This is a genomic window from uncultured Aquimarina sp. (genome assembly GCF_947496855.1).
Classification (GTDB): domain Bacteria; phylum Bacteroidota; class Bacteroidia; order Flavobacteriales; family Flavobacteriaceae; genus Aquimarina.
In genome coordinates this window covers 97,436-123,863 of record NZ_CANMED010000005.1, presented here as the reverse complement: position 1 = coordinate 123,863, position 26,428 = coordinate 97,436, and the positions used below count along the sequence as shown (strand labels likewise).

Genomic DNA, 26,428 nt, shown 5'->3' with positions numbered 1-26,428 from the left:
TATTCGTTTTTAAAATGTTGTTTTAAAAGATATTTAATACCAAAAAAAATATTTCTTCCCTTAGATCTTTAATATTTAATATGCGTTAGCGCATACGGCATTCCTTTTGTGAATTTTTCATAAAGAGGATTGGTGATGTTATTTAGTTAAAAGATTAAAAATTAGTGGTTGCTACATAGAATTGAATATTAAATCTTGCTAAAACTTTATAGTTTTTTAGTTGATTAAATCAATATCTGTGATTTGTGTTCAACTATATAGATTACAATTTTTTAATATGACAAAGTGTAATATCGATGAAGATTAATAAATATCATAGTTAAAAGAATATACTCTTATTATAAACCTTAAAATTAAAATAAAGCAAACTCAACAAATCATGAAAAAACTAACAATCCCAATATCCATACTGAAGTGCTTAGCAAAACGAAACGCTTTCGCAACTACAGTGGTCCTTATATTTTTTACTTTTTGTATTGGTACTCTCTTTGCAAATAACAAAGTTCCACCTCCCAAAGTCACTTCCTCATATGATTGTGTACCTCCTAATAGTTTGGCTACGATTAGACCAATTAGTTCTGGATTATGGACAGATCCATCTACATGGCCTAACGGCATAAAACCAACAGCAAACGATGATGTTATAGTCCCACAAGGAACTAATCTAATTATGGTTGGTACATGCAGAGCAAAAAGTATCACAGTACAAGGAAAATTGAGTGCTGTAAATTGGCAATCGGAAGGAGCGTGGATCGACCTAGAAACACAAAGTATTATGGTAGCCAATGGCGGTTATCTAGAAATAGGTACTGAAGCCCAGCCGTACTATGCCACTCAAAATAATAACGGGATTAGTTGTCAAATAACACTTACAGGTAATAAAATAAACAATGCACCTGCCTCTTATAAAGCTATAATGGTAATGGGCGGAGGTCGATTAGAGCTACACGGTAAAAAAAGAATGAGTTGGACAAACATCGCCACTACTGCCAATATCGGTGCTACGCAAATTACCTTAAAAGAGGCTGTTGATTGGGAGGTAGGCGATAAAATCGCATTGACTGCTACAGGTTTAGCCAGTAGTCAATCTAAAGCTTGGAACAATGTAGACGAAGGAGAGATAACGGCTATTAGCGGTGATAGAAAAACTCTTACACTCACATCTCCTCTTAAATTTAAACATATCGGTGGATCTAAAACATATACGAGAGCCAGAGATGGAAAAACTTGGAATGTAGATATTTATGGAGAAGTAGGTTTGTTGTCGCATTATATCAAGATTCAGGGTAAAATGAATGGGAATAATGAACAAACTGGATTTGGTGGTCATATTATGCTAATGAAGAATTCTACTGCTCACGCAGAACATGTAGAACTCTACAAGATGGGTCAAAAAGGAGTTTTAGGAAGATATCCATTCCATTGGCATTTAAACGAAGATAAAGCACAAGGCAGTTATTTAAGAAATAGTAGTGTACATAAATCTTTTAATCGTGCAGTAACCATTCACGGTACAGACTATGTAACCGTAGATGGAGTATTTGCCTATGATCATATTGGACATGGGATATTTTTTGAAGATGGAGGAGAACGTTTTAATACACTCAAAAACAATGTAGTGTTTGTAACAAGGAGACCAAAACCTGGAGAGCAACTAACACCTTCTGATAATCAATTTAATGCTCCGCAAAACAGAACACCTTCATCATACTGGATCACCAATCCGAATAATTACTTTGAGAATAATATCGCTGCAGGAACGGAAGGAACTGGATTTTGGTTTGCCTTTCCTGCAAATGGGCCATTATTTGCAACAGGTGAATTGGATTATTATAAAGGCAATCCACTTCCTTGGAAAGATAAGTTAGGAAGGTTTGACGGATTTGTTGCTCATACCAGTATGACTGGTTTTGATGTTTTTGATCAATTGAACGATGACCATTCTATAAAAGCAAATTTCGGTTGGGATATAGGTACTCGACAACTAATTAAAAATGGTTTGTTCTATGGAAATGATCAAGCAATTTATTCCGGTTTGGGAGTAAATGGACAGAACAAAAATACAGTTTTCTTTAATTGCGCCTTTAGTGACAATAAAACGGTTACGATGCTTGCTGGTGACCTAACTATAGAAAATAGTCTTTTTAATGTGGATACGGATCTGGGTGTTTTTAGTGGGACACGAGAATTCTTTAGATTCTATGATGGACCAGGAAGACATATCGATTGTCATTTTGAAGGATGGAATCGATCAAATGCTGAAATGATCAAACAAATTACTGGTGGAGGCGCTACAGAGAATTTCAATCCTAGCTTTAGAGGAACCACTAAAGGATTTTCTGAGCCTTTCCCATTTAGATTTTTCCCTTTGCCCAACACAGCTGCTACCCGCACCAGAAAAGTTGGTCAATTTTTTAAAGATTATGATGGAACAATGTTAGGAAAACCAGGTACACTAATTAGAGACGTCGCGTTTCTTAGGGATGGACATGAATATAGACATCCTTCTTGGAGAAATGCAGCTCGATCTGATTATTACTTTGCATCCCTATGGATGGCTAAAATAAATAAAAGTGGGGTCCGTATGTCTATTGTTCGTTCTAAACCAGGTACTGATGATGTTTGTTTTTATGAGTCAGGTTCATCAGAGTCAGGAACCTATAAATTTCCTATGATCGTAAACGAAGATTTTCAGTACACCTATTATTTTGATAAGGCTCCTGCAAATAAAAGTATACTGCTTATTTGGAATAGAGGTGACGCAGGAGATCTAGGGTTTGCATGTTTTAAAGGTTTAGGAAAGCTTGGGAATTTTAGAGTGAATGGACCTCCGCGATTAAATTCTAGAGTAGCAGTAGAAAATGCTACCAATAATGGGTATTTTATAGCCAGCAATGGAGATGTATATGTTAAATTCAGAGCTGCTGAAGGTGACACTAGAGTAAATGTTACTTTAAATTGGGATAATAACGGAAGTTTTCAGCCGGCTGCTCTTCCTTGTACGACCAATGATCTTGGTGGAGCTAATTCTAATGATAGTGACGGAGATGGAAGACCAGATATTGTGGAAACGGATACCTGTGGTAATCCAAATAATGCTTCTGATTTAAACTTTGGATTTAATAAAACCTCGGAAAGTTTTCAACGATTTAATACAGCTGCTGAAAATACAAGCAGTGATGAATATTGGTTAATAAGAGCAGATAACTCTAATGATCCTCATATTGTGAGAAATGGGCTAAAATTTCAAGGTAACCAAGTACCACAATTAAGGATTAGAGCTAAGTCTGAAGCAACTGGTGTTTTTCAGCTATTTTGGACTACTACAGATCAACCTGGCTTTGCAGCAGCTCGCTCCGTAACAGTAAATCCGCAAGCTACTAATGTGTATGAAGAACTTATCTTTGATATGAGTAGCCTCAATACTTGGATGGGAAAAACAATTACTAAAATTCGATTAGATTTTCCACCGGATGCATCAGCATCAAGGCATACTTTTATTGATTATATTCATGGCCCGAATGCATCAGATGCTCCTTGTGATAATACACCAGAAATTGTATTTACTAGTCCTACGGATACACAATTGGAAGAAGGTGATGATTTGGGTGTTGTAGTTGCTGTTAATAGTGGAGCTGTTTCTAATATAAAACTATACATTAATGATCTATTGATAAGACAAGAAAATGCAACTCCATATGAATGGGGTACTTCAAACCCTGGTCAAAATGATGCTGGATTATTGAATCTTGTAGCCGGAAATTATGTATTAAAAGCTATTGCTACCGATAATGATGGCATAACTACGACGGTAACAAAAACAATAGAAATAGTTAGTAATAACAATAATGATGGCAATCCAATTGTTCATATACGTAAACGTAATGCTACGAATTTTGCCTTAGATGGTGGAGGCAGTGGAGCACGCGATCAGAATGTTAAACTATGGCAGGCAAACCCTAACAATGTCAATCAGCAATGGATAGAAATAGACCGTGGTAATGGGTATTATTCGTATCAAAAAGTAAATACTACGTATTGCATGGATGGTGGAGCCTCTGGTGTAAATGGTCAAAATCTTAAACTTTGGGATTGTAATGCTACTAATCAGAACCAACAATGGCTAAAAGTACGCATAGCTAACAATATGTATCGTCTTGAAAAACGTAACGCAAATACGTTTTCAATAGATGGAAATAATGGAGGCGAAAATAATCAATCAGCATATTTATGGGCTAGTGACGATGCAAATCAAAATCAGCATTGGGTATTTGAGGTGATAGGAAAAGAGAATCTAAATAGGGATAATAATCAAGATCCTATTGTGCTTTACCCTAATCCTGTCCAAAATACGTTGTTTATATCTGGAAACATTTCCAACAAACTCATTAAGGTTTATGATATTCTAGGTGCCGAAAAAATAAGTAAATCTTTAGATGAAACGGAAAATGAAATTGATTTCAGTCAGTTGTCTAAGGGAATTTATATGGTACGAATTATCGATATAGAGAATCATCGAATGAATCCTATGATATATAAGGTTGTAAAAACTAATTAATGCAATAACAAATAACCTCAAGACTTATTAGTCTTGAGGTTATTTACATTAAAATTTAATTTTTTGGCTATAAGAAAAGAACCCCCGTTTTTCAATAAAAGCTTACAAATCAAACATCCTTGGTAACCATAGACTTAGTGCTGGGATATAAGTAATTAAAACTAGGACCAGAATCATAATCAAAAACAAAGGCATTAAAGGTCTAATTACTTTTTGAATACTTAATTCGGCAACACTACACCCCACAAAAAGCACAGAACCTACTGGAGGGGTGCACAATCCAATACAAAGATTTAATATCATAACAATACCAAAGTGAATTGGATTCATACCTAAGTCAGAAACTATAGGTAAAAATATAGGGGTAAAAATTAATATTGCAGGAGTCATATCCATAAAAACACCAACAAATAGTAAAATCAGATTTATAAGAATCAAGATTATTATTGGATTATCACTAACAGAAAGTAACGCATTACTGATTTCCTGTGGAATATTTTCATAGGACATTACCCAAGACATTGCGATAGAGGTAGCAATCAATAATAATACAATTGATGAGGTTTTTATAGTTTCCAGAAGTATGGATGCAATACTTTTAAAAGAAATCTCTTTATAAGCCAAGGCTAATACAAAAGTGTAAATCACGGCAATAGCAGAAGCTTCTGTAGCTGTAAAAATTCCAGCAACGATTCCTCCAATAACTACAACTAACAACAATAAGCTAGGTAATGCATCTAAAAATCTTTTGAAAAATTCTCTAAAGCTCACCAGCTTTTCCGTAGGATACTTTTTGATTACTGAATAAACACCTGCAACTAGCATTAGAGCAAGACCAATAAGTAATCCAGGTACATATCCTGCTACAAATAAAGCTGCAATAGAAACGCCACCACTGGCAAGAGAGTATATAATCAATACGTTACTCGGAGGAATCAATAAGCCTGTAGTAGAACTCGTAATATTCACAGCGGCACTAAAAGGTTTATCATATCCTTCTTTTTCCATCATCGGATTCATAAACCCTCCAATTGCTGAGGCTGCAGCAACTGCAGATCCAGATATAGCACCAAAAAGCATACAAGCAAATATGTTTACAAAAGCCAAACCTCCAGGAAGAGGTCCCACGATAGCTTTTGCAAAATTTATTAGCCTTACAGCGATACCTCCTTTATTCATAATCTGGCCGGCTAGAATAAAAAAAGGAATGGCGGAAAGTGTAAAACTATCTAATGATGTTGCCATACGTTGTGCTAATGTCGTTACTGAAGGCATGAATGGCATAGCCACCATAAGCGTAAACAAGCCAGAAAGCCCAATAGCATAGGCTACAGGAACGCGTATAGAAAGTAATACCAGAAAACTAAGGGTCAGGATCAAAACTTCAGTATAATTCATAAAATATATTTTAAAATCGTTTTTTTCGAAGTAGAATTTCCATAGAGTAGTAACAAACTAATAATCCACTGATAGGTATTACCAAATAAATAAATCCTAAAGGGATCTCTAGCGTAGCTGATTTTTGCTGAAATACGAATGTAAGCCAGCAAAGTCTTGCGCCACCAATTACCATAACCAACAATCCAAAAATAAATACTGCTCCGTGAACGATTCCATCATATAGTTGTTGTTTTTTTGCTACGATATGGCTGGGTATTAAATCTATAGCAAGATGTAAGCGTTTTCCTGTTGCATATGCTGCTCCCAGAAGACCTAACCATATCAGAGAAAAGCTAGAGATTTCGTCTGTAATTGTACTGGGAGATTTCAATAAAAATCTCGAAAACACCTGCCATATTACACTAAACAGCATTATAGAGAATATCAGAATCAGAGCCTTTTCTAAAAATATATCAATTACTTTTCTCATTGATTAGTGTTTTTGATATTTTTAATCAGAGATAACATTTCAGGTTGATCCCGAAACATAGTTTTAATGCTTTCTGTTTGTTTTTCAAACGAAACTTTATCAGGTGTTATAATTTCAACTCCTGATGCAGTTATAGCATCCAAAGACTCTTTTTCAGAATCTGCCCATAATCTACGTTGCTCAATAGTAGATTCTTTGGCCGCTTCTTTTAACCAAGCCTGTTCTTGTTTAGATAACCGTTCCCAGCTATCTAAACCAATTAGTAGAACATCGGGGACAGCAGTGTGCTGATCCAAGCTAAAATATTTACATATTTCATAATGCTTGGAAGTATAAAAGCTAGGGAGATTGTTTTCTGCACCATCCACAACACCTTGTTGCAATGCGGTATATAATTCTCCCCATGAAATAGGAGTAGGGGAACCACCTAAAGAGTTAACCATAGCTACCGCCATATTGCTTTTTTGAACTCTAATTTTAAGACCTTTAAGATCTTCGGGAGTACTTATTGGTTTTTCTTTAGTATAAAAACTTCGGCTTCCTGCATCATAAAAAGTGAGTCCTCTTAATCGATATTTGTCTCCCTTAGTAAGCATGTCACCTCCGATTGTACCATCAAAAACTTGAAACGCGTGTTCCCTGTCTCTAAATAAATAAGGGATACTGAAAACTTTATATTCAGTTATAAAATTTTCTAATACCGCTGCAGAAACTTTAGTGATGTCAAGACTTCCTATTTGTAATAATTCCAAGCATTCACGCTCTGCTCCCAATTGACCACTTGGATACAATTTAACTTTTAGAGTGCCATTCGATTTTTTTTCAAGCTTTTCTCCTAAAATTTTCATCGCCTTGTGCACGGGGTGTTTGGTGTCCAAAGTATGTGCAAGTCTGAGTATTTTAGTTTTCTTTTCTGTAGAACAAGATCCTAATAGAAATAATCCTATAAAAAGTAATAATAGTTTCTTGATCATCATGGGTTTATATATTTTTCACTTTTTGAATATGCTGTAGCGTTTCTTTGATGTCTCTAGTTAGTTTTAGAAAATTTTCACTCTTAATATCTTCTTTATTAAAAAGTTGCGATCCCATTCCAACACAACTAACGCCAGAATGAAACCAAAGTTTCAGGTTTTCTAATGTAGGTTGTACACCTCCTGTTGGCATTATTTTTATATAAGGTAAAACTGTTTTAACGGCTTTTATAAAGTCAGGTCCCAAAACATTACCAGGAAAGGCTTTAATAAGCTTTGTTCCTAGTCGATGAGCAGTATATACTTCTGTGAGGGTAGCGCATCCGGGAATCCATAGGATTTCTTGTATGTTGCAAAAATCAGCAACTTCATGAATCAAGGCAGGAGAAACTATAAAGTCTGCACCAATATCTAGAAATTCTCGTGCTTGAGTTTTCGTAAAAATAGTACCGATACCCAAAACAAGATCATCATATTTAGATGCGTATTCATGTAATTCAGTAAATACAGTTAATGCTTTTTCATTTCTATTAGTGAATTCAAATACTCTTATACCTGCTTTATAAGAAGCGTCCAATACTTTTTTGGTAATACGAAGATCGACGTGATTAAATACAGGAATCAATCCTGTATCTTCCATAACTTTAATTATATGTTCGTGTGTGTATTTCATCTATCGTAATAACCTTCCAGTATTATCGCCTTGTACTAATTGTTTTACTTCTTCTACAGAAACCAAATTCGAATCTCCAAGAATTCCGTGTTTCAGCACCGATGAAGCTACTGCGAATTCAAGCGCTTCTTTATCTTCTTGATGCAATAGTCCATAAATCAATCCAGCCATAAAAGCGTCTCCACCACCGATTCGATCCACTATATTTTCCATATCATATATCTTCGACAACTGGAGTTTTTCATTTTTCCATAGTATGGCAGACAGTTTATTATATGTAGCAGATATAATTTCTCGATGTGTATTGGATAAAGTGTGTACAGAAGGATATTTTTGCTGGACTTTTTTACAACCTTCTTCGTAGCTTTTAGCAGATATTCCTAAACAATTTTCGAAATCTGTCAGCCCTCCTATAATGACATTGCTCTTGTTTATAAGTTCAGGCATTATTTCTAAAGGCGATTTTCTATATTGCCAGAGATTCCTGCGATAGTTGATGTCACCACTTATTGTAATTCCTAATTTTTGAGCTGAGGAGACTGCGTCCAAGCATAATTGTGCTGCAGATGCTGAAATTGCAGGAGTAATTCCAGTCCAGTGAAACCAGTCCGTTCCTTCTAAAATTTCATCCCAATTAAAAAGGGCTGGGTCTAATTTTGAAAATACAGAATCAAAACGATCATAAATAATTTTAGAAGATCGTTGCATCACTCCGTTTTCTAGAAAATATAGGCCCATTCTTCCATCACTTAACTTTATATAATCAGTATCTACGCCATGTTTTCTTAAATAACTAAAGGCTGCCTTTCCTATGGTATGATCTGGAAATGCCGTAATATGAGCAGTAGAAATATTCCAGTTTGCTAAAGAGATGGCAACATTGGCTTCTGCTCCACCAAAATGCACGGCATAGGTATCCGATTGCTCGAAACGATCATTAGACGTAGTGGTGAGACGCATTAGAACTTCGCCTAAAGTAACAACTCTTTTATGCATATTATTGAATCAATATTGGATTTGATAGTCTTTCGATCGTATTGATAATCATTTTTTCAAATCCGTTATAAGTTTTAAACTGTTGATGAGATCGTTCCCATCCTGAAAGGAAATAAAAAGCCGTAGGTCTTTTATTTGAAGCATTCATTACTGTGTAATATGTTTTAACGATATCTGCTTTTTCCTTTGGAGCTTCGCCGTTATCTATAAAATCTTCTTTTGGTACAATGATTGCCATTCCAAGTGCGTCATTATTCTCTGATTGCGGGCCATATGTTTCTAAAGCATGGTAGTTTTCTACTATTTTTGAATATAATTTATTGGGTTTCAAATTTACAATACCACTTACTAATTTCATTTGATCCGTTATGCCTTTAAAAAAAACTTCATTTTGATATCCCCATTGCCCTTTCCAAATAGTGATTCTATGAATAACATTTATGCGTTGATCTCCAATCTTAGAGTTTTCATAAGTCATTTCAAAAATCGATCTTATAGGACCTTCAGCGATGACTTTGAATTCGGCTTGATCCTTTCCCGTTATTCTAATTAAAGTATCATTCTTTTTTATTGCTAATGCTCCTGCACCTAATGAATTACCAACCTTAAGAATATCCATTCCCCAATCATCTAATTCGTGATAATTTCCCTCCCCTAGACCAACTCTGTCAAGAACTAGTCCTGAGGTAGTTTTTCCGAAAATATCTATGCCATTGCGTGGATCGAAATAGAACCTAAAACCAACCTTGTCGTTCTCCCAAGCAGGACCTTCCATTTGATAAAAGATACTATCATTAGTTCTAGGATCACCTATGCGTTTTTGTTCTAAAACTTCTCTTACATTCGTTTTGTTAGTTCCAATTCCAAATCTAATATTCGTTCTTGGAGTGAATGAAGGAATACTTTCTGGAGCGATAGTAGTTAATTCTAAATCAAGTAATTGGTTTGGTTTAAAGTCAAGAGTTAGACTGAGTTCATCCCAAATACCATTTTTCTCTAAATCATCTAGTTGAAAAGGAATTATTTTCCCTGATGAGTCTTTCATCATGGGAACTCTGTTTTTTGGGATGCTATCTAGTATGGATATTATTTTATCTCTTGGAATAGAAATATTTTCATCGACACGTTTTATATCTAGCGTATTCTTAAAACTTATGTGTTTTGGTTCTGTAGTATACTTTTTGGCCTTTTTACAGCTAGAAGTAATCAAGAGAAATGCGGTGATAAGAATAAATAGATGCTTCATTACGTTTCATTTGCAGGTTTACCAATGGTAGCTAGAATGCCTCCATCGACATATAGAATATGACCGTTTACAAAATCACTAGCTTTAGAAGCTAAAAATATGGCTGTACCGGCTAATTCATTGGGATCTCCCCACTTTGCAGCAGGTGTGCGATTAATGATAAAATCGTTAAAAGGATGTCCATCAACTCGGATTGGGGCAGTCTGCTCAGTTGCGAAATATCCCGGGCCAATGCCATTGATTTGTATATTGTGCTTTGCCCACTCTGTTGCCATATTTTGAGTAAGCATTTTCAAACCTCCTTTAGCAGCAGCATAGGCACCGACCGTATTGCGACCCAATTCACTCATCATAGAACAGATATTAATAATCTTTCCGGATTTTCGTTCAATCATTGCTTTTACTACATGTTTGGAAACTATAAAAGGGCTCACTAGATCGACATCAATCACTTGTTTGAAATCGACTACTTCCATTTCTTCTAGAGGAACACGTTTTATTATTCCGGCATTATTGATTAATATATCGATTATTCCGATTTCATTTTCAATTTGCTGTACAGCTTGTATTACTTCTTGTTCATTGGTCACGTCGAATTTATAGCCTCTAGCATGGATCCCTAAGTTATTATAGGTTTCTACGGCGAGATCGATTTTTTCTTGAGAAGAATTACCATTTACAATGATAGTAGCTCCCGCAAGTCCCAATCCTTTTGCCATGGCCATTCCTAAACCGTGAGTTGATCCTGTTATTAAAGCATTTTTACCTTTTAAATCAAATAGAGATAATGACATAGATGTATTTATTTAAGAGCCGTTATTTCACATTTGTCCATATCACCATAATCTAAATTCTCTCCTGCCATTCCCCAGATAAAAGTATAGTTAGAAGTTCCTGAGCCAGAATGAATTGACCATGGAGGAGAAATTACTGCTTGTTCATTTTGTATCCAGATATGTCTAGTCTCGTCAGTTTGTCCCATAAAATGGCAAACAGATTGATCATTTGGTACTTCAAAATAGAAATAAACCTCCATTCGTCTATCGTGAGAATGAGCAGGCATTGTATTCCAAACACTACCTTTTTTTAATTCAGTCATTCCCATTTGTAATTGGCAAGTTTCTACAATTCCACCAACAATCAATTGTAATACTGTTCTATGATTAGACGTTTCTAAAGAACCTAACTCTATTTTGTTAGCTTTTTCTTTTGTCACTTTTACGGTTGGATAGCTATGGTGTGCTGGCGCAGAATTGATATAAAATTTAGCAGGATTAGACGAACTCTGACTCTTAAAAAGAACTTCTTTATTTCCTTTTCCTACATACAACGCTTCTTTGTAATTTAATTCATAAGAAGTTCCATCTACTACAACTTCTCCTTTTCCACCGACATTGATTATACCAAGTTCTCTTCTTTCCAAAAAATACTGGGCTTTTAGAGGATCAATAGGCTCTAGTTTTAATGTGTCTTTCGGCACTACAGATCCTGCAATATATCTGTCGTAATGAGAATAAGTGAGATTGATTTGTCCTAATTGCATTAGGTTTTCTATCAAAAACTCATCTCTAAGTTCTGCGGTGTCCATAGCTTTAACAGATTTAGGATGAGATGCATATCTGGATTCGTAAGCAGTAGTCATAATTCTATGTTTTATTTCTTTATCGTATTGATTTTCTAATTCCTAATTCTAAACCCCTAAGCTCAGCTAATCCTCTTAGTCTTCCGATACCGGAGTAACCAGGATTCGTTTTTTTATGTTGATCATCTAACATTTTGTGGCCATGATCTGGTCGCATTGGAATATTCAGATCGGACCTGCCAGCCCTTTGTCTTTTGTTCTGTTCGTTGATTAAAGCTTTCATTACTTCATACATATCTACGTCTCCTTCCAGATGATTAGCTTCATAAAAGTTACCTTCTTTATCTCTCTTAGTACTTCTTAAATGGATGAAATGTATCCGATTTCCAAGACGTTCTACCATCGATGGTAAGTCATTATCTTGACGGAGCCCAAAAGATCCTGTACAAAATGTTAATCCATTGTTTGGAGAATCTACAGCGTGATATAAATCAAGGATGTCTTGTTGGGTACTTACCACTCTTGGTAAACCTAGAATTGGATATGGTGGGTCATCAGGATGTATAGACATAAGCACTCCTGTTTCTTCCGCTACCGGAATAATCTCTTTTAGAAAGAAATAGAGATTTTCTTTTAATTCGTTAGGTCCAATGTTTTTATAAGTATTTAAAATGGTATTAAAATCCTTTAAGGAATAACCTTCTTCTGCACCAGGTAGGCCTGCAATGATATTGTTTACTAGCAGTTTCTTTCGAGCATCAGACATTTGTTTTTCTAAAGTTTTTGCTGCCTGTAGTTGGGTATCCGTATATTCTTTTTCTGCATTTGGTCTTTTAAGTAATAATAGATCAAAAACAGCAAATTCAGTTGCATCAAATCTCAATGCTGTAGATCCATCATATATTTCATATTCTAAATTGGTTCTTGTCCAATCTAGAACAGGCATGAAATTATAGCAAACGATATTTATTTTACAAACACTTAAGTTCCTGATAGTAGTTTTATAATTTTCTATGTACTCATGATATTTTCCAGATCTGGTTTTGATATTCTCATGAATGGGTACGCTTTCTACAACCGACCAATTGAGTCCAGATTCTTCTATAACATCTTTTCTCTTTAGTATTTCTTCAATAGTCCAAACTTCTCCATTAGAAATATGATGTAATGCGGATACAATACCCCTTGCTCCGGCTTGTTTTATATCTGATAATGAGACGGGATCATTGGGCCCATACCATCGCCATGTTTGTTCTAAATTCATATGTATATATTAAACACCACTAAAGGCACTAAAACCTCCATCGATTGGCACCACAATGCCTGTTACAAATTTGGAACCATTTCCACATAACCATTCTGTGGTTCCAATAAGATCTTCAGGTTCGCCGTATCTACCCATTGGGGTGTGTTCTATGATAGTTTTACCTCTTTGTGTTGGATTTCCTTCAGAATCCGTTAACAGAGATCTGTTTTGCTCTGTTAAAAAAAAACCAGGTGCTAATGCGTTTACTCTAATACCTACTTTTGCAAAATGTACAGCAAGCCATTGCGTAAAGTTTGATATAGCTGCTTTTGCACCACTGTAAGCTGGAATTTTTGTTAAGGGTGTAAAAGCATTCATCGAAGAGATATTAAGAATACAACAACCATCTTTTCCAACCATGTCTTTAGCGAAAACCTGAGTAGGTAATAGTGTACCAATAAAATTAAGGTTAAAAACAAATTGAATCCCTTCTGAATCTAAATCAAAGAAAGTCTGAAAGTCATTTTGTTTATTTTCCAGATCTTCTAAAACCAAATGGGTATTGGATGTAGTTCCTTTAGGGTGATTACCTCCCGCACCATTGATTAGAATGTCGCAGCTTCCTAGTTTGGAGTTGATTTCCGTTCGTGCTTTTAATAAGGATTCCTTACTAAGTACATCTGCAGCAATACCAATTGCGACTCCTCCACGTATTTTAATTTCTTTTACTACTTCTTCGGCAGCATCTTTTCTCAAATCTAAAATGGCGAGTTTAGCGCCTTTTTTTGCTAGAGCCAATGCCATTGTTTTACCTAAAACACCGCCACCACCGGTTAGTACAATTACTTTATTATCCATATAAAAAAAGAGAAAATATTCATCTATTTCAAATTTGAAGCTTTTATGACAATTAAGGTTTAATTTTTAGAAAAGGATCATACGGAAATGAGGTTATAAAAGTACAATTACCTGATTATTAGGTATTTGTTGTTTATTTAAGATAAGCGGGTACTTTCTTAAAAACCTGAGTATATGTGTGGTTTACAGGTAGTAATATTAAATATATGATAAAATATAGGTACTTTTTTTAGATTATCTGAACAATTAGAGCCATTAAAGCGGACTATTACAATAGTAAGTTTTGGTAGTTTTGAAACAATCCATTTTTTAAATTCATTAGTTGTGATAGAAAGATCTATTCTAAGAATGTTGAGGTGTATTTTATTCTTAATCTTCAGGAAATTAATCCAAAGTGCGTAAATTTTAGAGTTGGTACTTTTTTAAACGTTTAATTCTTTAATTATGAGATTTTTTAAGATTATGAAAAGAAATGTAGATGGGAATAAATAACAAAAATATTCTTTTCCTGTTTTTATTACTATTACAGGTTGTTAAGATTTCTTCGCAGAACAAATATTCTTTGCCTGACTTAGTAAATAATAAAGGACCTTATATTCCTGATTATAGTTATGCGGGATATCAGTTTGGCGAAAAAGAGATAACAATACCAGGTAATATTACTGTGTTAAAAGCAACTGATTTTGGAGTAGTTGCGAATGATGGAAAAGATGATTCTAAAGCTTTATTAGGAGTCTTCAAAAAGGCACATCAGATAAAAGAATCAGTGTTAATTCAATTGCCTGCTGGAAGAATAATTTTAAGTGAAGTATTATATTTCGAAAGAAGTAATATTATACTTAATGGTCAAGGAGTAGAAAATAACGGAACCGAAATTTTTTGTCCAAGACCAATGATGTATTTAAAAGATCCAGAAGATTTAAAAGAACTTAGAGAATACCTGGTTAAACTAGATAAGATTCAAAAAGAAGAAGATAAAAATATTTTTCTTCCTTTTTCTCAATATTCTTGGTCAGGTGGTATGTTTTGGACTAGAATTTCTGGCGCTAGGGTAAAATCGTATCTTAAAAAATATGATAAAGAACCTAAGATTTTAGGAACTATCGATAACGGAAAACGTGGTTCAATTTCGTTTAAAGTTCGTGAAGATTTAGGGTTAAAGAAAGGAGATGTTGTAGAAATACAATGGTTTAATAAAAAAGATAAAGATGGTAAGATATTGCAAGAGCTATATGGAGATAATAAAAATTTAAAAATTGGGTCTCATCATTGGAACTATCCCAATCTTCCGTTAATTCGTCAACAGGTAAAAATTGAAAAAATTATTAAGAATCAGGTTATTATTAAGTCTCCGTTATTAATAAATATTATTCCTGAATATAAGGTAAGAATAATAGAATGGAACCATTTAAAAGAAGTGGGGATTCAAAATTTTAAAATTACTTTTCCTTTTTCTAATCGGATTGCTCATCACGTAGAACAAGGGTATAATGGTATTTACCTAACCAGAGTCTTCAATAGTTGGGTTCAAAATGTAACTATAGAAAATTCTGACAGTGGCATATTAACAGAAGCTATTGCTAACGTGACTATTAAGGATGTTATGACTACTGGTAAAAAGAAAGGTCACTATACGGTACAAATGGGAGGAGTACATAATGTTTTAGTTGAGAACTTATCTGTATATAATGATGTGATGCATCCGTTGAGTTTTAATACATTTTCTACAAAAAGTATTTATCATAATTGTGAGGTTTTTAAAAATCCAGTTTTGGATCAGCATTCAGGAGTAAATCATCAAAATTTATTTGATTTAATAACTGTTCATTTAGACATTATAGGAGATAGTTCATACCCTCTTTTTGCTGGAGGTGGAGCAGGGTATTGGAAACCTTCACATGCATCGTACAGTACTTTTTGGAATATTAAAATAAATTTTTTGAATGCTTTAGAATATAAAAAACTTATGAAGTTGGGTGGTATGAAGGATGGACCAAATGCTAGATTAATTGGTGTTTGGGGGAATAAAAAACTAGCAATTAATTACGATCCGAATGCTTATGTGGATTACGTAAATAAGGATATAAAATTAATTCCTTCATTATATAACTATCAGCTTAATAGAAGATTGAAAAATTAATAAAATCTGGTAATAAAGGAATTAGTTTTTAAGTGTTAAATTATTAGCATTTTTTTAATAATTTGGAGGGTCTTAACGTTATTAAGAGAAAATTCTAAGGGAATTGATGAAATACATATACGCATTACTTTTATTTTTTATTTCTGTCGCATCTATTGCTCAAGATAATTTTTACAATAAATTTTTACATTTATTTACTTCCGATGGATTATCTCAAAGTTCAGTAATTGCTATTCATCAGGATCGATTAGGGCGAATGTGGATTGGAACCAGAGATGGATTGAATAAATATGATGGAGATAATTTTACTGTGTATAGGAATAGACTAAATGATTCTACTTCAATTAGTAATAATGACATTTTATCAATACAAGAGGATCAAGAAGGTTTTATTTGGATTGGAACATATAATGGTTTAAACAGATATGATCCGAAACTTAATGTGTTTAAGTCATATTTTCATTCTAGTAAAAATGGAAGTATTTCGGATAATACCATCTGGTCGATTAAAATGTTGGATAACGGAGAACTTTGGTTCGGCTCTTCTAATGGTCTTATGATATATAATAGAGAATCTGATTCATTCATTACTATTAAAAATGACCCCACTAATGCTTCAAGTCTTTCTAATAACTATGTTTTAAGTATATATGAAGACAAGAAAAAAGATATTTGGATAGGTACTGCAAATGGTTTGAATAAGCTTAAAAACAAGAATGAGAAGAATTTTAGTTTTGAAAGATTTTATAGTAGCCAAAGATCAAATAACTTAAGTGATTCTTATATTCAGGCTATTGTCGAAGATGATAAAAATAGGTTGTGGATTGGAACTAAATATGGGGGTCTTAATTATTATGACTTAACTTCTGGTACTTTTATTCACGTAAAAAAGACTAGTAAAAATCAAACAATTAATAAAGATGTTAGAAGTTTATCTATAGATAATCGTGGAGTGCTATGGATTGCAACCTATGATGGACTTTGCATAAAAAACAATGATGATTCTATTATTTCTATTAAACACCAACAAAATAACCTAAAGAGCCTTAGCAGGAATTCAATCAAAACAATTTTTATCGATAGGAAGGGCTCAACCTGGCTTGGAACGTATTATGGAGGAATCAATATTTGGGATGAATCTAATTCTAACTTTATATCGCTTAGAAAGAATAACAATACCGATATCGAATATGGTGTGGTTAGTAGTATTATACAGGATGATTCCGGTAAAATCTATTTCGGTACAGAAGGGAAAGGTATTAGTATATTAGATTTAAAGAAAGATCAATCTGTTGATATTCAAAAAGTTTCCGATGAGAAACTCCCTAGTCTTAGTGTAAAATCATTATTTCTCAATGACCAAAAACTTTGGATTGGAACGTATAATGCGGGAGTAGCTTTATACGATATAAACTCTAAGAAATTTGTTACTAACTTGTTAAGTAAAGATTTGCGAGTACTTCTGAAAGATATCGGAATATATACAATTAAAAAATCCGAACATTTTATGTACTTGGGGACTTTTGGAAAAGGTCTTATTCAATATAATTTAATAAGTAAAGACTTTAGATTTATAGATAATAATAGTATAAATAAAAAATCACTTTCTAACGATAGAGTTAGAGTTTTGCTTGTCGATAAAGACTCTAATTTATGGATTGGTACTCAAAACGGTCTCAATTATATAGGAAAAGATAGATTAAATAATGAACAAATAATTGAAGTAAAGCGTTTCTTTTTTAATGAAGAGCAACTGTCGGGAGATGATATTTTAAGTATATATGAGGACAGAAGAGGAGCCCTCTATGTTGGAACCAAAGCAAATGGAATTTATAAGTTTGATGGGAATAAGTTTAATAGATTAAAACTTAATGTTGTAGGAACAAAAATTAGTACAGTTTTTAGTATTGTAGAGTATGATGATAATGTTATATGGATAAGCTCCAACAAAGGTATCGTTGCATATAACCCAGATAAAAAAACTTCGATTCTTTATAATCAAACAGATGGATTGATTAGTAATGAATTTAATAATAGTGCATGTTTAAAAGCTAAGAATGGAGATCTCTATTTTGGTGGTCCATCGGGAGTCTCTTTTTTGAATCCTAATCAGATAAAAAAGAACACTTTCGTACCGCAAGTAGTTTTAACGGATTTTAATGTTCAAGGAAAGAAGATTGATGCATATGGAGATGATAAAGTATTGAAAAAGAGTATTTCATATACTGATAGATTAACATTGTTACATGATCAGGCTTCTTTTGGGGTTAGTTTTGCTATGCCCAATTTTATTAACCCATCAAACAATCAATATGCATATCGATTAGTTGGGTTGGATGATCAATGGCAGTATACAAAAAATACGGAAGTAAATTATGCAATACAAAAACCAGGTAATTATACTTTTGAAGTAAAAGGAGCTAACAATGATAATCTCTGGAATGATGAGCCAAAACGATTAAAGATATCATTAAAACCAGCTCCTTGGAAAAGTCCGATTGCTTTTGCTGGATATGTCTTAATGATAGTTTTAGGGTTGTTTGGATTAAACCAAATTAATAAAGCAAAAACGAAACTGAAGCATGAATTGGATTTAGAACATCTAGAAAATATTAGAAAAGAAGAAATGAACCTTTCTAAATTAGAGTTTTTTACTAATATCTCTCACGAATTCAGAACACCCCTCGCTTTGATTATAGCACCACTACAGCAACTAATAGAAAATTATCAAGGGAGTAATAAAATGTATAAACGTTTATTGGTTATAGAACGTAATGCCGATCAATTACTGAAATTGATAAATCAATTGCTGGATTTCAGAAAATTTGAAAATAAGCACTCAAAGCTCGAAGTTGCAGAAGGTAATTTAGTTAAATATTTAAAAGAAATTTATCTGTCCTTCAACGAATTTGCAAAAGCAGGATCTTACACTTATACATTCGAAGCTTCTTCAGAAATTGTTCAAGTATATTTTGATAGATATAAATTAGAAAGAGTATTCTACAACCTAATTTCTAACGCATTTAAATATACCTCAGAAGGAGGAGAAATTAATATTAGAATTTTTCAGGAAGGAAAAAATGCAATAGTAGAAATACAGGATAATGGCAAAGGTATCGATAAAGAGTTTGTAGATAAGGTGTTTCATCGTTTTTATGAAATAGCAGGAGATAAGGATTATCAGAAACAATTTAATCAAGCAAGTGGTATTGGGTTATCTATAGCAAAGAAGGCAGTTGACCTGCATAAAGGAGTTATAGAAGTTGTAGACACTAACGTAGATAAAGGAACTATTTTTAGAGTAAAACTGAAAACAGGAAAGGAACATCTGAACGAATCCGATATCATAAAAGATTTTAAAATAAGTGATGATATCAGTCAGTATGAGAATCAAATCTCTTCGGTTAGAAGAAGTAAGGATCTAGACTTAGAAATGGTGGACAAGGATGATCAAAAACCATTGATTCTGATTGCTGAAGATAATGATGAATTAAGGAATTTTATTAGCGACATGCTTAATGATTATTATCAGGTAATTAAAGCTGAAAATGGACAAGTTGCTTTCAAAAAAGCATTACAGAAAATACCGGATCTGATTATAAGTGATGTTATTATGCCAAAAATGGAAGGGACTGAACTATGTTCTAAAATTAAGAATGATATAAGAACGAGTCACATTCCTTTTATTTTGTTAACCTCTAGAACTTCATTAATATATAAATTTGATGGTTTGGAGTCCGGAGCAGACGCCTATATCAATAAACCATTTAATGTAAAAGAATTTTTATTAACTATAAAAAATATACTTTCTTCTATACAAAAACAAAAGCAAAAATTCTCATCCAATGACTTTAAATCAACAGATATTACAGTCACTTCTATGGATGAAGAGCTGTTGAAAAAAGCAGTAAACATCGTGGAAGATAATATAAGCAACACGTCTTTTGATATCCCATACTTCAGCTCAGAACTGGGAGTAAGTAGAACCATGTTATTTTCGAAAATTAAAGGATGGACAAATTTAACACCTAATGAATTTATTCACTCTATAAGAATGAAAAGAGCATCTCAATTATTAGAATTAGGTCAGATAAATATTTCAGAAGTTTGCTACAAAGTTGGGTTTCGAAACCCAAAATATTTCACTAAATGTTTCAAAAAACATTTTGATCAAACCCCCTCAGAATACGCATCAAAATTCTATTCTTAAAAAAAGAGGGTTTTTATAAGAATATCTCTTTTTATCCATTAGTAATCAGCGTTTAGTACATAAGTATACCCTTTTTTGAACTTTTAGATATAGTGTTTTAAGTAGGTTTGAGTATGAATTGGAAACAAAACAGATATATTTTTTTACAGCTTCTTTTTTCGTTGTGCATTGTATTTTTTTGTCTTCTGATTATATATCTGTATTAAATACAGACATGCACTTAACATAAATCAATCACTCATGGATAAAAAGTTTACATATTTAAAAGTATTAAAGAAATGTATTCCAATTTTATTACTAATGTTGGGGTCAGGGCTATTCGCGCAAATTGAGTTAACAGGTACTGTAACGTCAATAGAAACAAATACACCCATTCCAGGTGTTAGCGTCCTTATTATAGGAACTTCTTCGGGCTCAGTAACGGATTTTGACGGGAAATACACCATAAATGTAAATACGGGGGATGTGGTACAATTCTCTTACATAGGCCTTATCACAAAAAATATTACCATATCAGGGCAGACTACATTAAATGTATCTATGGAAGAAGATTCTGAAGCATTAGAAGAAATCGTTGTTGTAGGATATGGATCTCAGCGCAAAAGTGATGTAACAGGTTCGGTATCTTCAGTAAAATCGGAAGAGTTAAATGCTTTTCCAGTGTTAAATGCAGCACAAGCCCTCCAGGGTCGTGCAGCAGGTGTGGTGGTTCAATCTAATAATGGTGGGGAACCTGGTGCTCCTATAAATGTTAAAATCAGAGGAAATACCTCTATTAATGCAAGCAGTGCTCCACTTATCGTTGTGGATGGATTTGTAGGAGGTGTTTTTCCACAAGCAAATGATATTGAATCCATAGAGATTTTGAAAGATGCATCGGCTACAGCTATTTATGGTTCTAGAGGTTCGAATGGTGTTGTTTTAGTAACTACAAAAAAGGGTAAAAAAGGTAAATTATCTGTTGAGGTGAATACCACATATTCTATTCAAAATACAGCGAATCGATTGGATTTATTAAACGCTAATGAATTTGCAGCATATCAGCAAACTATCAATCCGGGGTACGTTCAAGGACCTGCCAATACAGATTGGCAAGATTTGTTATACAAAAGTGGTAGCACTGCAAACCATCAGTTTTCTTTTTCAGGAGGAAGTGATAAAATAAACTTTTATGCCTCTGCTACCTATTTTAAGCAAGAAGGTGTTATTCTAAATTCTGAATTCGAAAGAATATCTTTCTTGTCTAATATTGATGCGCAGGTAACAAATAAGTTAAAGCTAGGTGCTAATCTTTTTGGTAGTAGAGGAAATAAAGATGGAGTTCCTACACAATCAACGGGTGCTACCGTAAATGGTGGCGGAGATGATGTTGTTTCATTACTCTTTCGATTTACACCAGATCTTGGAATCCAGAATGTTAACGGTTTAAATACAATTAATTCGGTAGGTGATAATGTCGATAATCCATTTGCAATTGCTACTGAAAGTATTGATGAAACAAAAACAGATAATTATAGAGCAAATCTGTACGCTAATTATGATATTTTCGAAAATCTTACTTTCAAAACCACATTTGGTTTCAGTACTATTAATGGGACGCAAGGAACTTTTAGTCCTTCAACGTTAATCACTACAGCTGGAGATGGTACAGGAGGAAGAGCAACCATAACAAATTCTAGAAGCACAAGCATATTAAGTGAGAATTATTTAACCTATAAAGCAGAAATAGGAAAAGGAAATCTAACCTTATTAGCGGGATACTCTTATCAGAAAAATGCTACAGATAGATTCTCTGCAGGAGCCGAAGGATTTACTTCGGATTCTTTTTCGTATCACGCTTTGCAAACAGGTTCTACTCAATTAATACCTACCTCGTCTTTTTCGGAAATAGAAATCCAATCTCAATTTGGTAGGTTAAATTTTGATTATGACGACAAGTATTTACTAACAGCTACCGTAAGAAGAGATGGATCATCAAATTTTGCTAAAAATGAAAAATATGCAATCTTCCCATCAGGTGCCATTGGTTGGAAAATATCAAACGAAAATTTCTTAAAAGACAGTCAAACTATTTCTAATCTAAAACTAAGAGCTAGTTATGGGGTAACCGGTAATCAAGCAATTGTAGCGTATGGATCATTAGCAAGTTTTGCTTCCGTCTTCACTCCTATTAATGGACAGACTGTAATTAATGTAACGCCAAATCAAGTTGCCAATCCAGATCTAAAATGGGAGTCTTCTTATCAAACCAATCTAGGTTTAGATTTAGGGCTATTTTCTAATAAAGTTTCTCTTTCATTAGACTACTATAACATCGATACCAAAGATCTTATCATAGCAGATTCTAGTCAACCAGAATATTTAGGATTTCTAACGGCAGCTAGTTTAAGAAATGTAGGAGAGATTAATAACAAAGGATTTGAGATTACCTTAAACACAAGAAACATTAGTAATGAGAATTTTAGCTGGACTACTGATTTTAATTGGTCTACAAATAAGAATGAATTTGTTAGCTTATTAAATGGTGAGGATATATTTCAAGATGCTTCTCCAGGGTATTTTAATATAGACCGTACTCATATCTTAAGAGAAGGTGAAGCTGTTGGTGTTTTTTGGGGATATCAATACAGAGGTGTTTACCAAGGTGGTGATCTACCAGAAGGAACAGCTATTTTTGAAGGTGGTGAAGCAGGAGATCAATTATTCACGGATTTAGCGGATGAAGATGGTAATTTAGATGGTGTAATTACTACCGATGATCAACAAATAATAGGAGATCCAAACCCAGATTTCACAATAGGTATCACAAACACCTTTACATATAAAAACATTGATTTAAGTATCTTTTTTCAAGGGGCTTATGGTGGTGATGTAATGAATCTCACCAATGTACAGTTATTTAATGGAGATTCTAATGCTACTACAGATGTATTAAATGCCTGGACACCAACAAACACAAATACAGATATCCCTTCTGCTAAACTTAGAGGAAAACAAATCTCTTCTCGTTTTGTAGAAGATGGAAGTTATATAAGATTAAAGAATATAGCTTTAGGTTACAGTTTACCATCAGAGATTACTGAGAAGTTGCGTATGGATACTATCAGAGTATCTGTAAGTGCTCAAAACTTAGTAACCTTTACAGATTACTCTGGATTAGATCCTGAAGTGAATTTTTTAGGAGGAGGTGGTTCAGGAAGTCAAAACACATTTAATGGGTTTGATTTTGGAAATTATCCAACCGTTAGATCTGTGAACTTTAGCCTTGGTGTAAAATTTTAATCAATAATTTAAAGCATATATTATGAAACAATATAAATATTTATTCTTATTGATAGGAGTATCAATAATAGGATGTTCTGACTTAGAGGAAGAGCCAGTAGGGCTATTAGCTCCAGATGGTTTTTTTAATAATATAAATGATATACAAACAGCAGCAAATGGTGCTTATGGCCATATGACCCATGAAAATTTTTGGGGAAGAAGAATGTCTTTAGCATTAATGCTGCGCGGAGATATGGTCGCTATTGGAGACCCAACAACAGCAACAAGAAGAATTGAACACGATGAATTCAATGTTTCTACTGATAACGCAATGATTGATAGGTTTTGGCTTAGAACGTATCAAATGATAGCTGCTGCTAATCAAGCAATTGCTGGTGCAGAAGAAGTAAATGTAGCCGATGAAATAAAAAACCCTGTTACTGCCCTAGCCTATTTTGCAAGAGGGTTTGCATATTTTCATTTAGTAAGACAATTTGGAGACATCCCATATTTAGATACTCCAGTAACTGATTTGGAAGCAGCAAGTTCCATTAGTAAAACTCCAGCTGCTGATGTGTATGCAAATATTATTGCTGATTTTGAGTTTGCTAAAACCTGGTTACCAGAAAACCAAGCAGCCAGATCTATACCTGCTAAATCCGCAGCGCACTCTTATTTAGCATTAGTACATTTAACTATAGGTGATTATCAGAAAGCTTATGATGAAGCAAAAGGAGTTATTGACAATGAAGGAACTTATAATCTAGGCTTAGAATCAGATTTTCAAGATTTATTTGATTCTTCTCTAATAGATACTTCTTTAGAACCCATTTTTGTATTGGATTTTATCGGAGCTAGTAATGGTGATGATGGTAGAGATTATCAAGCAGCATTAACAGGACTTAGAGATGATCAACAATATGGTCTTGGTGGGGGTTGGTCTGTCGGGGTACCTTCTTTAGAGGTATACAATACTTGGGATGGTCGAGATTACAGAAAACAAGTTAGTTTAGATACTACAGGACTCTTTAATATCACCGATCCTGTTACAGGTGTTCAAACACTAGAAGAAAGACCTTTTACTGTTTTTCGAGAAAGCGGTGCTGGTCGAGGTGTAGATCGTCCACATATTGCAAAATATACGCGTGCTATCGGAGCAACTGCTACTGGAAACGGCAGAGGATCAGAAGCAAATTACATGATGATGCGATATGCAGAGGTATTATTAATTGCTGCTGAAGCACTAAATGAAATAAGCCCAGGATCAAATGAAGCCCACGAATATGTAAATAGAGTTAGAGCCAGAGCGAGAAGTGGTAATGGAGCTGATTTTCCTGCAGATATCTCTGGATTATCACAAGATGATTTGAGAACAGTGATTTTAGAGGAACGTAAATGGGAACTTGCATTCGAGTTTAAAAGATGGTATGATATCGCTAGAAGAAGACTTGGTAGTGAGGTGTTTAGTGCTTCAGGTTTAGAAGGAGCAAAAGCAAACTTTGATCCAAATCAAGATTATTTATTCCCTTTACCAGCAGATGAGTTAGCAAGGAATCCAAACTTGGAACCACAAAATCCAGGGTATTAATTAATGATATCTATGATAAAACAAAAAAAAATTAAAGCTCCTATTGTACTATTGTTAATTATACTAACATTTTGTGTAGGGTGTAAAGATGCTTCACCAGAAAACAAAGAAGAAACAATAGAGCAAGATACTGTTCTCAAATATTCTGATAGGTTTTCTTACTTGCTAGAGTATCCATTAGACTCGTTAGCTTTTCCAAGAAGCACTGATGGAAACGGATCAATAAAAAAGGTACCATCAAAAGATTGGACAAGTGGATTTTTTACAGGTAGTTTATGGCTTATATATAAAATGACACAAGATGAGAGGTACAGTGATAAAGCTAAGGAATGGACTGCATTTATAGAGAAAGAAAAATATAATGACAAAACCCACGATATGGGGTTTAAAGTGTTTTGTAGTTTTGGTAATGGATACAAGATAACTAATGATGAATCTTACAAAAAAATCATTATAGAAAGTGCTCAGACACTAGCTACCCGCTATAATGATACTGTTAAATCAATTCGATCGTGGGATTTTAATAAAGAAGAATGGCAGTTTCCGGTTATTATAGATAACATGATGAATCTGGAATTGCTTTTTGAAGCATCTACTTATTCTGGGGATGGTAAATATTATGAAATAGCAGAACAGCATGCCAAAACAACATTAAAAAATCATTTTAGGAATAACAATAGTAGTTATCATGTAGTAGATTATGATACCATAACAGGAGATATAAGATCTAAGGTTACGCATCAGGGATTTGGAAATGAATCTTCCTGGGCGCGCGGCCAGGCTTGGGGACTTTATGGATACGCAATGGCATATCGATATACGAAAAACATTAAATTCTTGGAGCAGTCAAAAAAAATAGCGAGTTTTTTAATGAATCACGTAAATCTTCCTGAAGATGCTATACCCTATTGGGATTTTGATGCGCCTAATATTCCTAGTGAACCTAGAGATGCTTCTGCAGCAGCAATTATTGCTTCAGGATTAATTGAATTGTATGAATATACCGGTGATAAAAAATATTTAGATTTTTCTGATCGAATTATGAGTAATCTTTCATCAATGAAATATGTTATACAAAATGAATCAAATATACCATTCATTCTAAGTCATAGTACAGGAAACTGGCCGAAAAATGATGAGATAAATGGTCCAATTAGTTATGCAGATTATTATTTTTTAGAAGCAGTTCTGAGAAAAGAAAATCTTAAATAAAAGTTTCAGAA

The 26,428-nt window shown here is 33.8% G+C and carries 16 protein-coding genes; 6 read left to right on the top strand and 10 right to left on the bottom strand.

The annotated features are described in order from the left end of the window. The first annotated feature begins 379 nt into the window (after positions 1-379). Positions 380-4,558 (top strand): G8 domain-containing protein, encoded by a 4,179-nt coding sequence (locus Q0921_RS15525; protein WP_299258432.1) that lies wholly within the window; start codon positions 380-382, stop codon positions 4,556-4,558. A gap of 102 nt (positions 4,559-4,660) precedes the next feature. Here the strand turns inward: Q0921_RS15525 and Q0921_RS15520 are convergent, their stop codons facing one another. Genes Q0921_RS15520 through Q0921_RS15475 form a run of 10 tightly spaced genes read right to left on the bottom strand, consistent with a single transcriptional unit; the run spans position 4,661 to position 14,003 of the window. Beyond that, entirely contained in the window at positions 4,661-5,956 is a 1,296-nt protein-coding gene (locus tag Q0921_RS15520; RefSeq protein WP_299258430.1) for a TRAP transporter large permease, read from the bottom strand. A gap of 10 nt (positions 5,957-5,966) precedes the next feature. Further along, entirely contained in the window at positions 5,967-6,428 is a 462-nt protein-coding gene (locus Q0921_RS15515) for a TRAP transporter small permease (RefSeq protein ID WP_299258428.1), read from the bottom strand. Further along, positions 6,425-7,405, bottom strand: coding sequence for a TRAP transporter substrate-binding protein (locus tag Q0921_RS15510; RefSeq protein ID WP_299258427.1), 981 nt, complete (start codon positions 7,403-7,405; stop codon positions 6,425-6,427). Before Q0921_RS15510 ends, Q0921_RS15515 begins: the two co-directional genes overlap by 4 nt. Before the next feature lie 4 nt (positions 7,406-7,409). Continuing rightward, on the bottom strand, positions 7,410-8,075 hold the full coding sequence (locus Q0921_RS15505) for a bifunctional 4-hydroxy-2-oxoglutarate aldolase/2-dehydro-3-deoxy-phosphogluconate aldolase (protein WP_299258425.1): 666 nt from the start codon (positions 8,073-8,075) through the stop codon (positions 7,410-7,412). Next, a complete protein-coding gene (locus Q0921_RS15500; RefSeq protein ID WP_299258424.1) occupies positions 8,076-9,071 on the bottom strand; it encodes a sugar kinase in 996 nt (331 codons plus the stop codon). A gap of 1 nt (position 9,072) precedes the next feature. Then, positions 9,073-10,317 (bottom strand): DUF4861 domain-containing protein, encoded by a 1,245-nt coding sequence (locus Q0921_RS15495; protein WP_299258423.1) that lies wholly within the window; start codon positions 10,315-10,317, stop codon positions 9,073-9,075. Continuing rightward, positions 10,317-11,111 carry a gluconate 5-dehydrogenase gene (locus Q0921_RS15490; protein ID WP_299258422.1) on the bottom strand — a complete coding sequence of 265 codons (795 nt, stop codon included), beginning with the start codon at positions 11,109-11,111 and terminating at the stop codon, positions 10,317-10,319. The genes Q0921_RS15495 and Q0921_RS15490 overlap by 1 nt, the downstream gene beginning before the upstream one ends. An 8-nt stretch (positions 11,112-11,119) precedes the next feature. Next, positions 11,120-11,959: a 5-dehydro-4-deoxy-D-glucuronate isomerase gene (gene kduI, locus Q0921_RS15485; RefSeq protein ID WP_299258420.1), complete on the bottom strand. Its 840-nt coding sequence runs from the start codon at positions 11,957-11,959 to the stop codon at positions 11,120-11,122. 19 nt (positions 11,960-11,978) lie between these two features. Beyond that, on the bottom strand, positions 11,979-13,163 hold the full coding sequence (uxuA, locus tag Q0921_RS15480; protein ID WP_299258418.1) for a mannonate dehydratase: 1,185 nt from the start codon (positions 13,161-13,163) through the stop codon (positions 11,979-11,981). A 9-nt stretch (positions 13,164-13,172) separates the two neighbouring features. Next, positions 13,173-14,003: an SDR family oxidoreductase gene (locus tag Q0921_RS15475; RefSeq protein ID WP_299258416.1), complete on the bottom strand. Its 831-nt coding sequence runs from the start codon at positions 14,001-14,003 to the stop codon at positions 13,173-13,175. Positions 14,004-14,481: 478 nt separating this feature from the next. Between Q0921_RS15475 and Q0921_RS15470 the strand changes: the two genes are divergently transcribed. The 5 genes from Q0921_RS15470 (at position 14,482) to Q0921_RS15450 (ending at position 26,417) form a co-directional block, all read left to right on the top strand. After that, entirely contained in the window at positions 14,482-16,143 is a 1,662-nt protein-coding gene (locus Q0921_RS15470; protein WP_299258414.1) for a hypothetical protein, read from the top strand. 106 nt (positions 16,144-16,249) lie between these two features. Next, complete coding sequence (locus Q0921_RS15465; RefSeq protein WP_299258413.1) at positions 16,250-20,353, top strand: two-component regulator propeller domain-containing protein; 4,104 nt, start codon at positions 16,250-16,252, stop codon at positions 20,351-20,353. Positions 20,354-20,593: 240 nt separating this feature from the next. Then, entirely contained in the window at positions 20,594-23,635 is a 3,042-nt protein-coding gene (locus tag Q0921_RS15460) for a TonB-dependent receptor (RefSeq protein ID WP_299258412.1), read from the top strand. A gap of 22 nt (positions 23,636-23,657) precedes the next feature. Further along, a complete protein-coding gene (locus Q0921_RS15455; RefSeq protein WP_299258411.1) occupies positions 23,658-25,205 on the top strand; it encodes a RagB/SusD family nutrient uptake outer membrane protein in 1,548 nt (515 codons plus the stop codon). Between the two features lie 12 nt (positions 25,206-25,217). Further along, positions 25,218-26,417 carry a glycoside hydrolase family 88 protein gene (locus tag Q0921_RS15450; protein ID WP_299258409.1) on the top strand — a complete coding sequence of 400 codons (1,200 nt, stop codon included), beginning with the start codon at positions 25,218-25,220 and terminating at the stop codon, positions 26,415-26,417. Positions 26,418-26,428 lie beyond the last annotated feature (11 nt).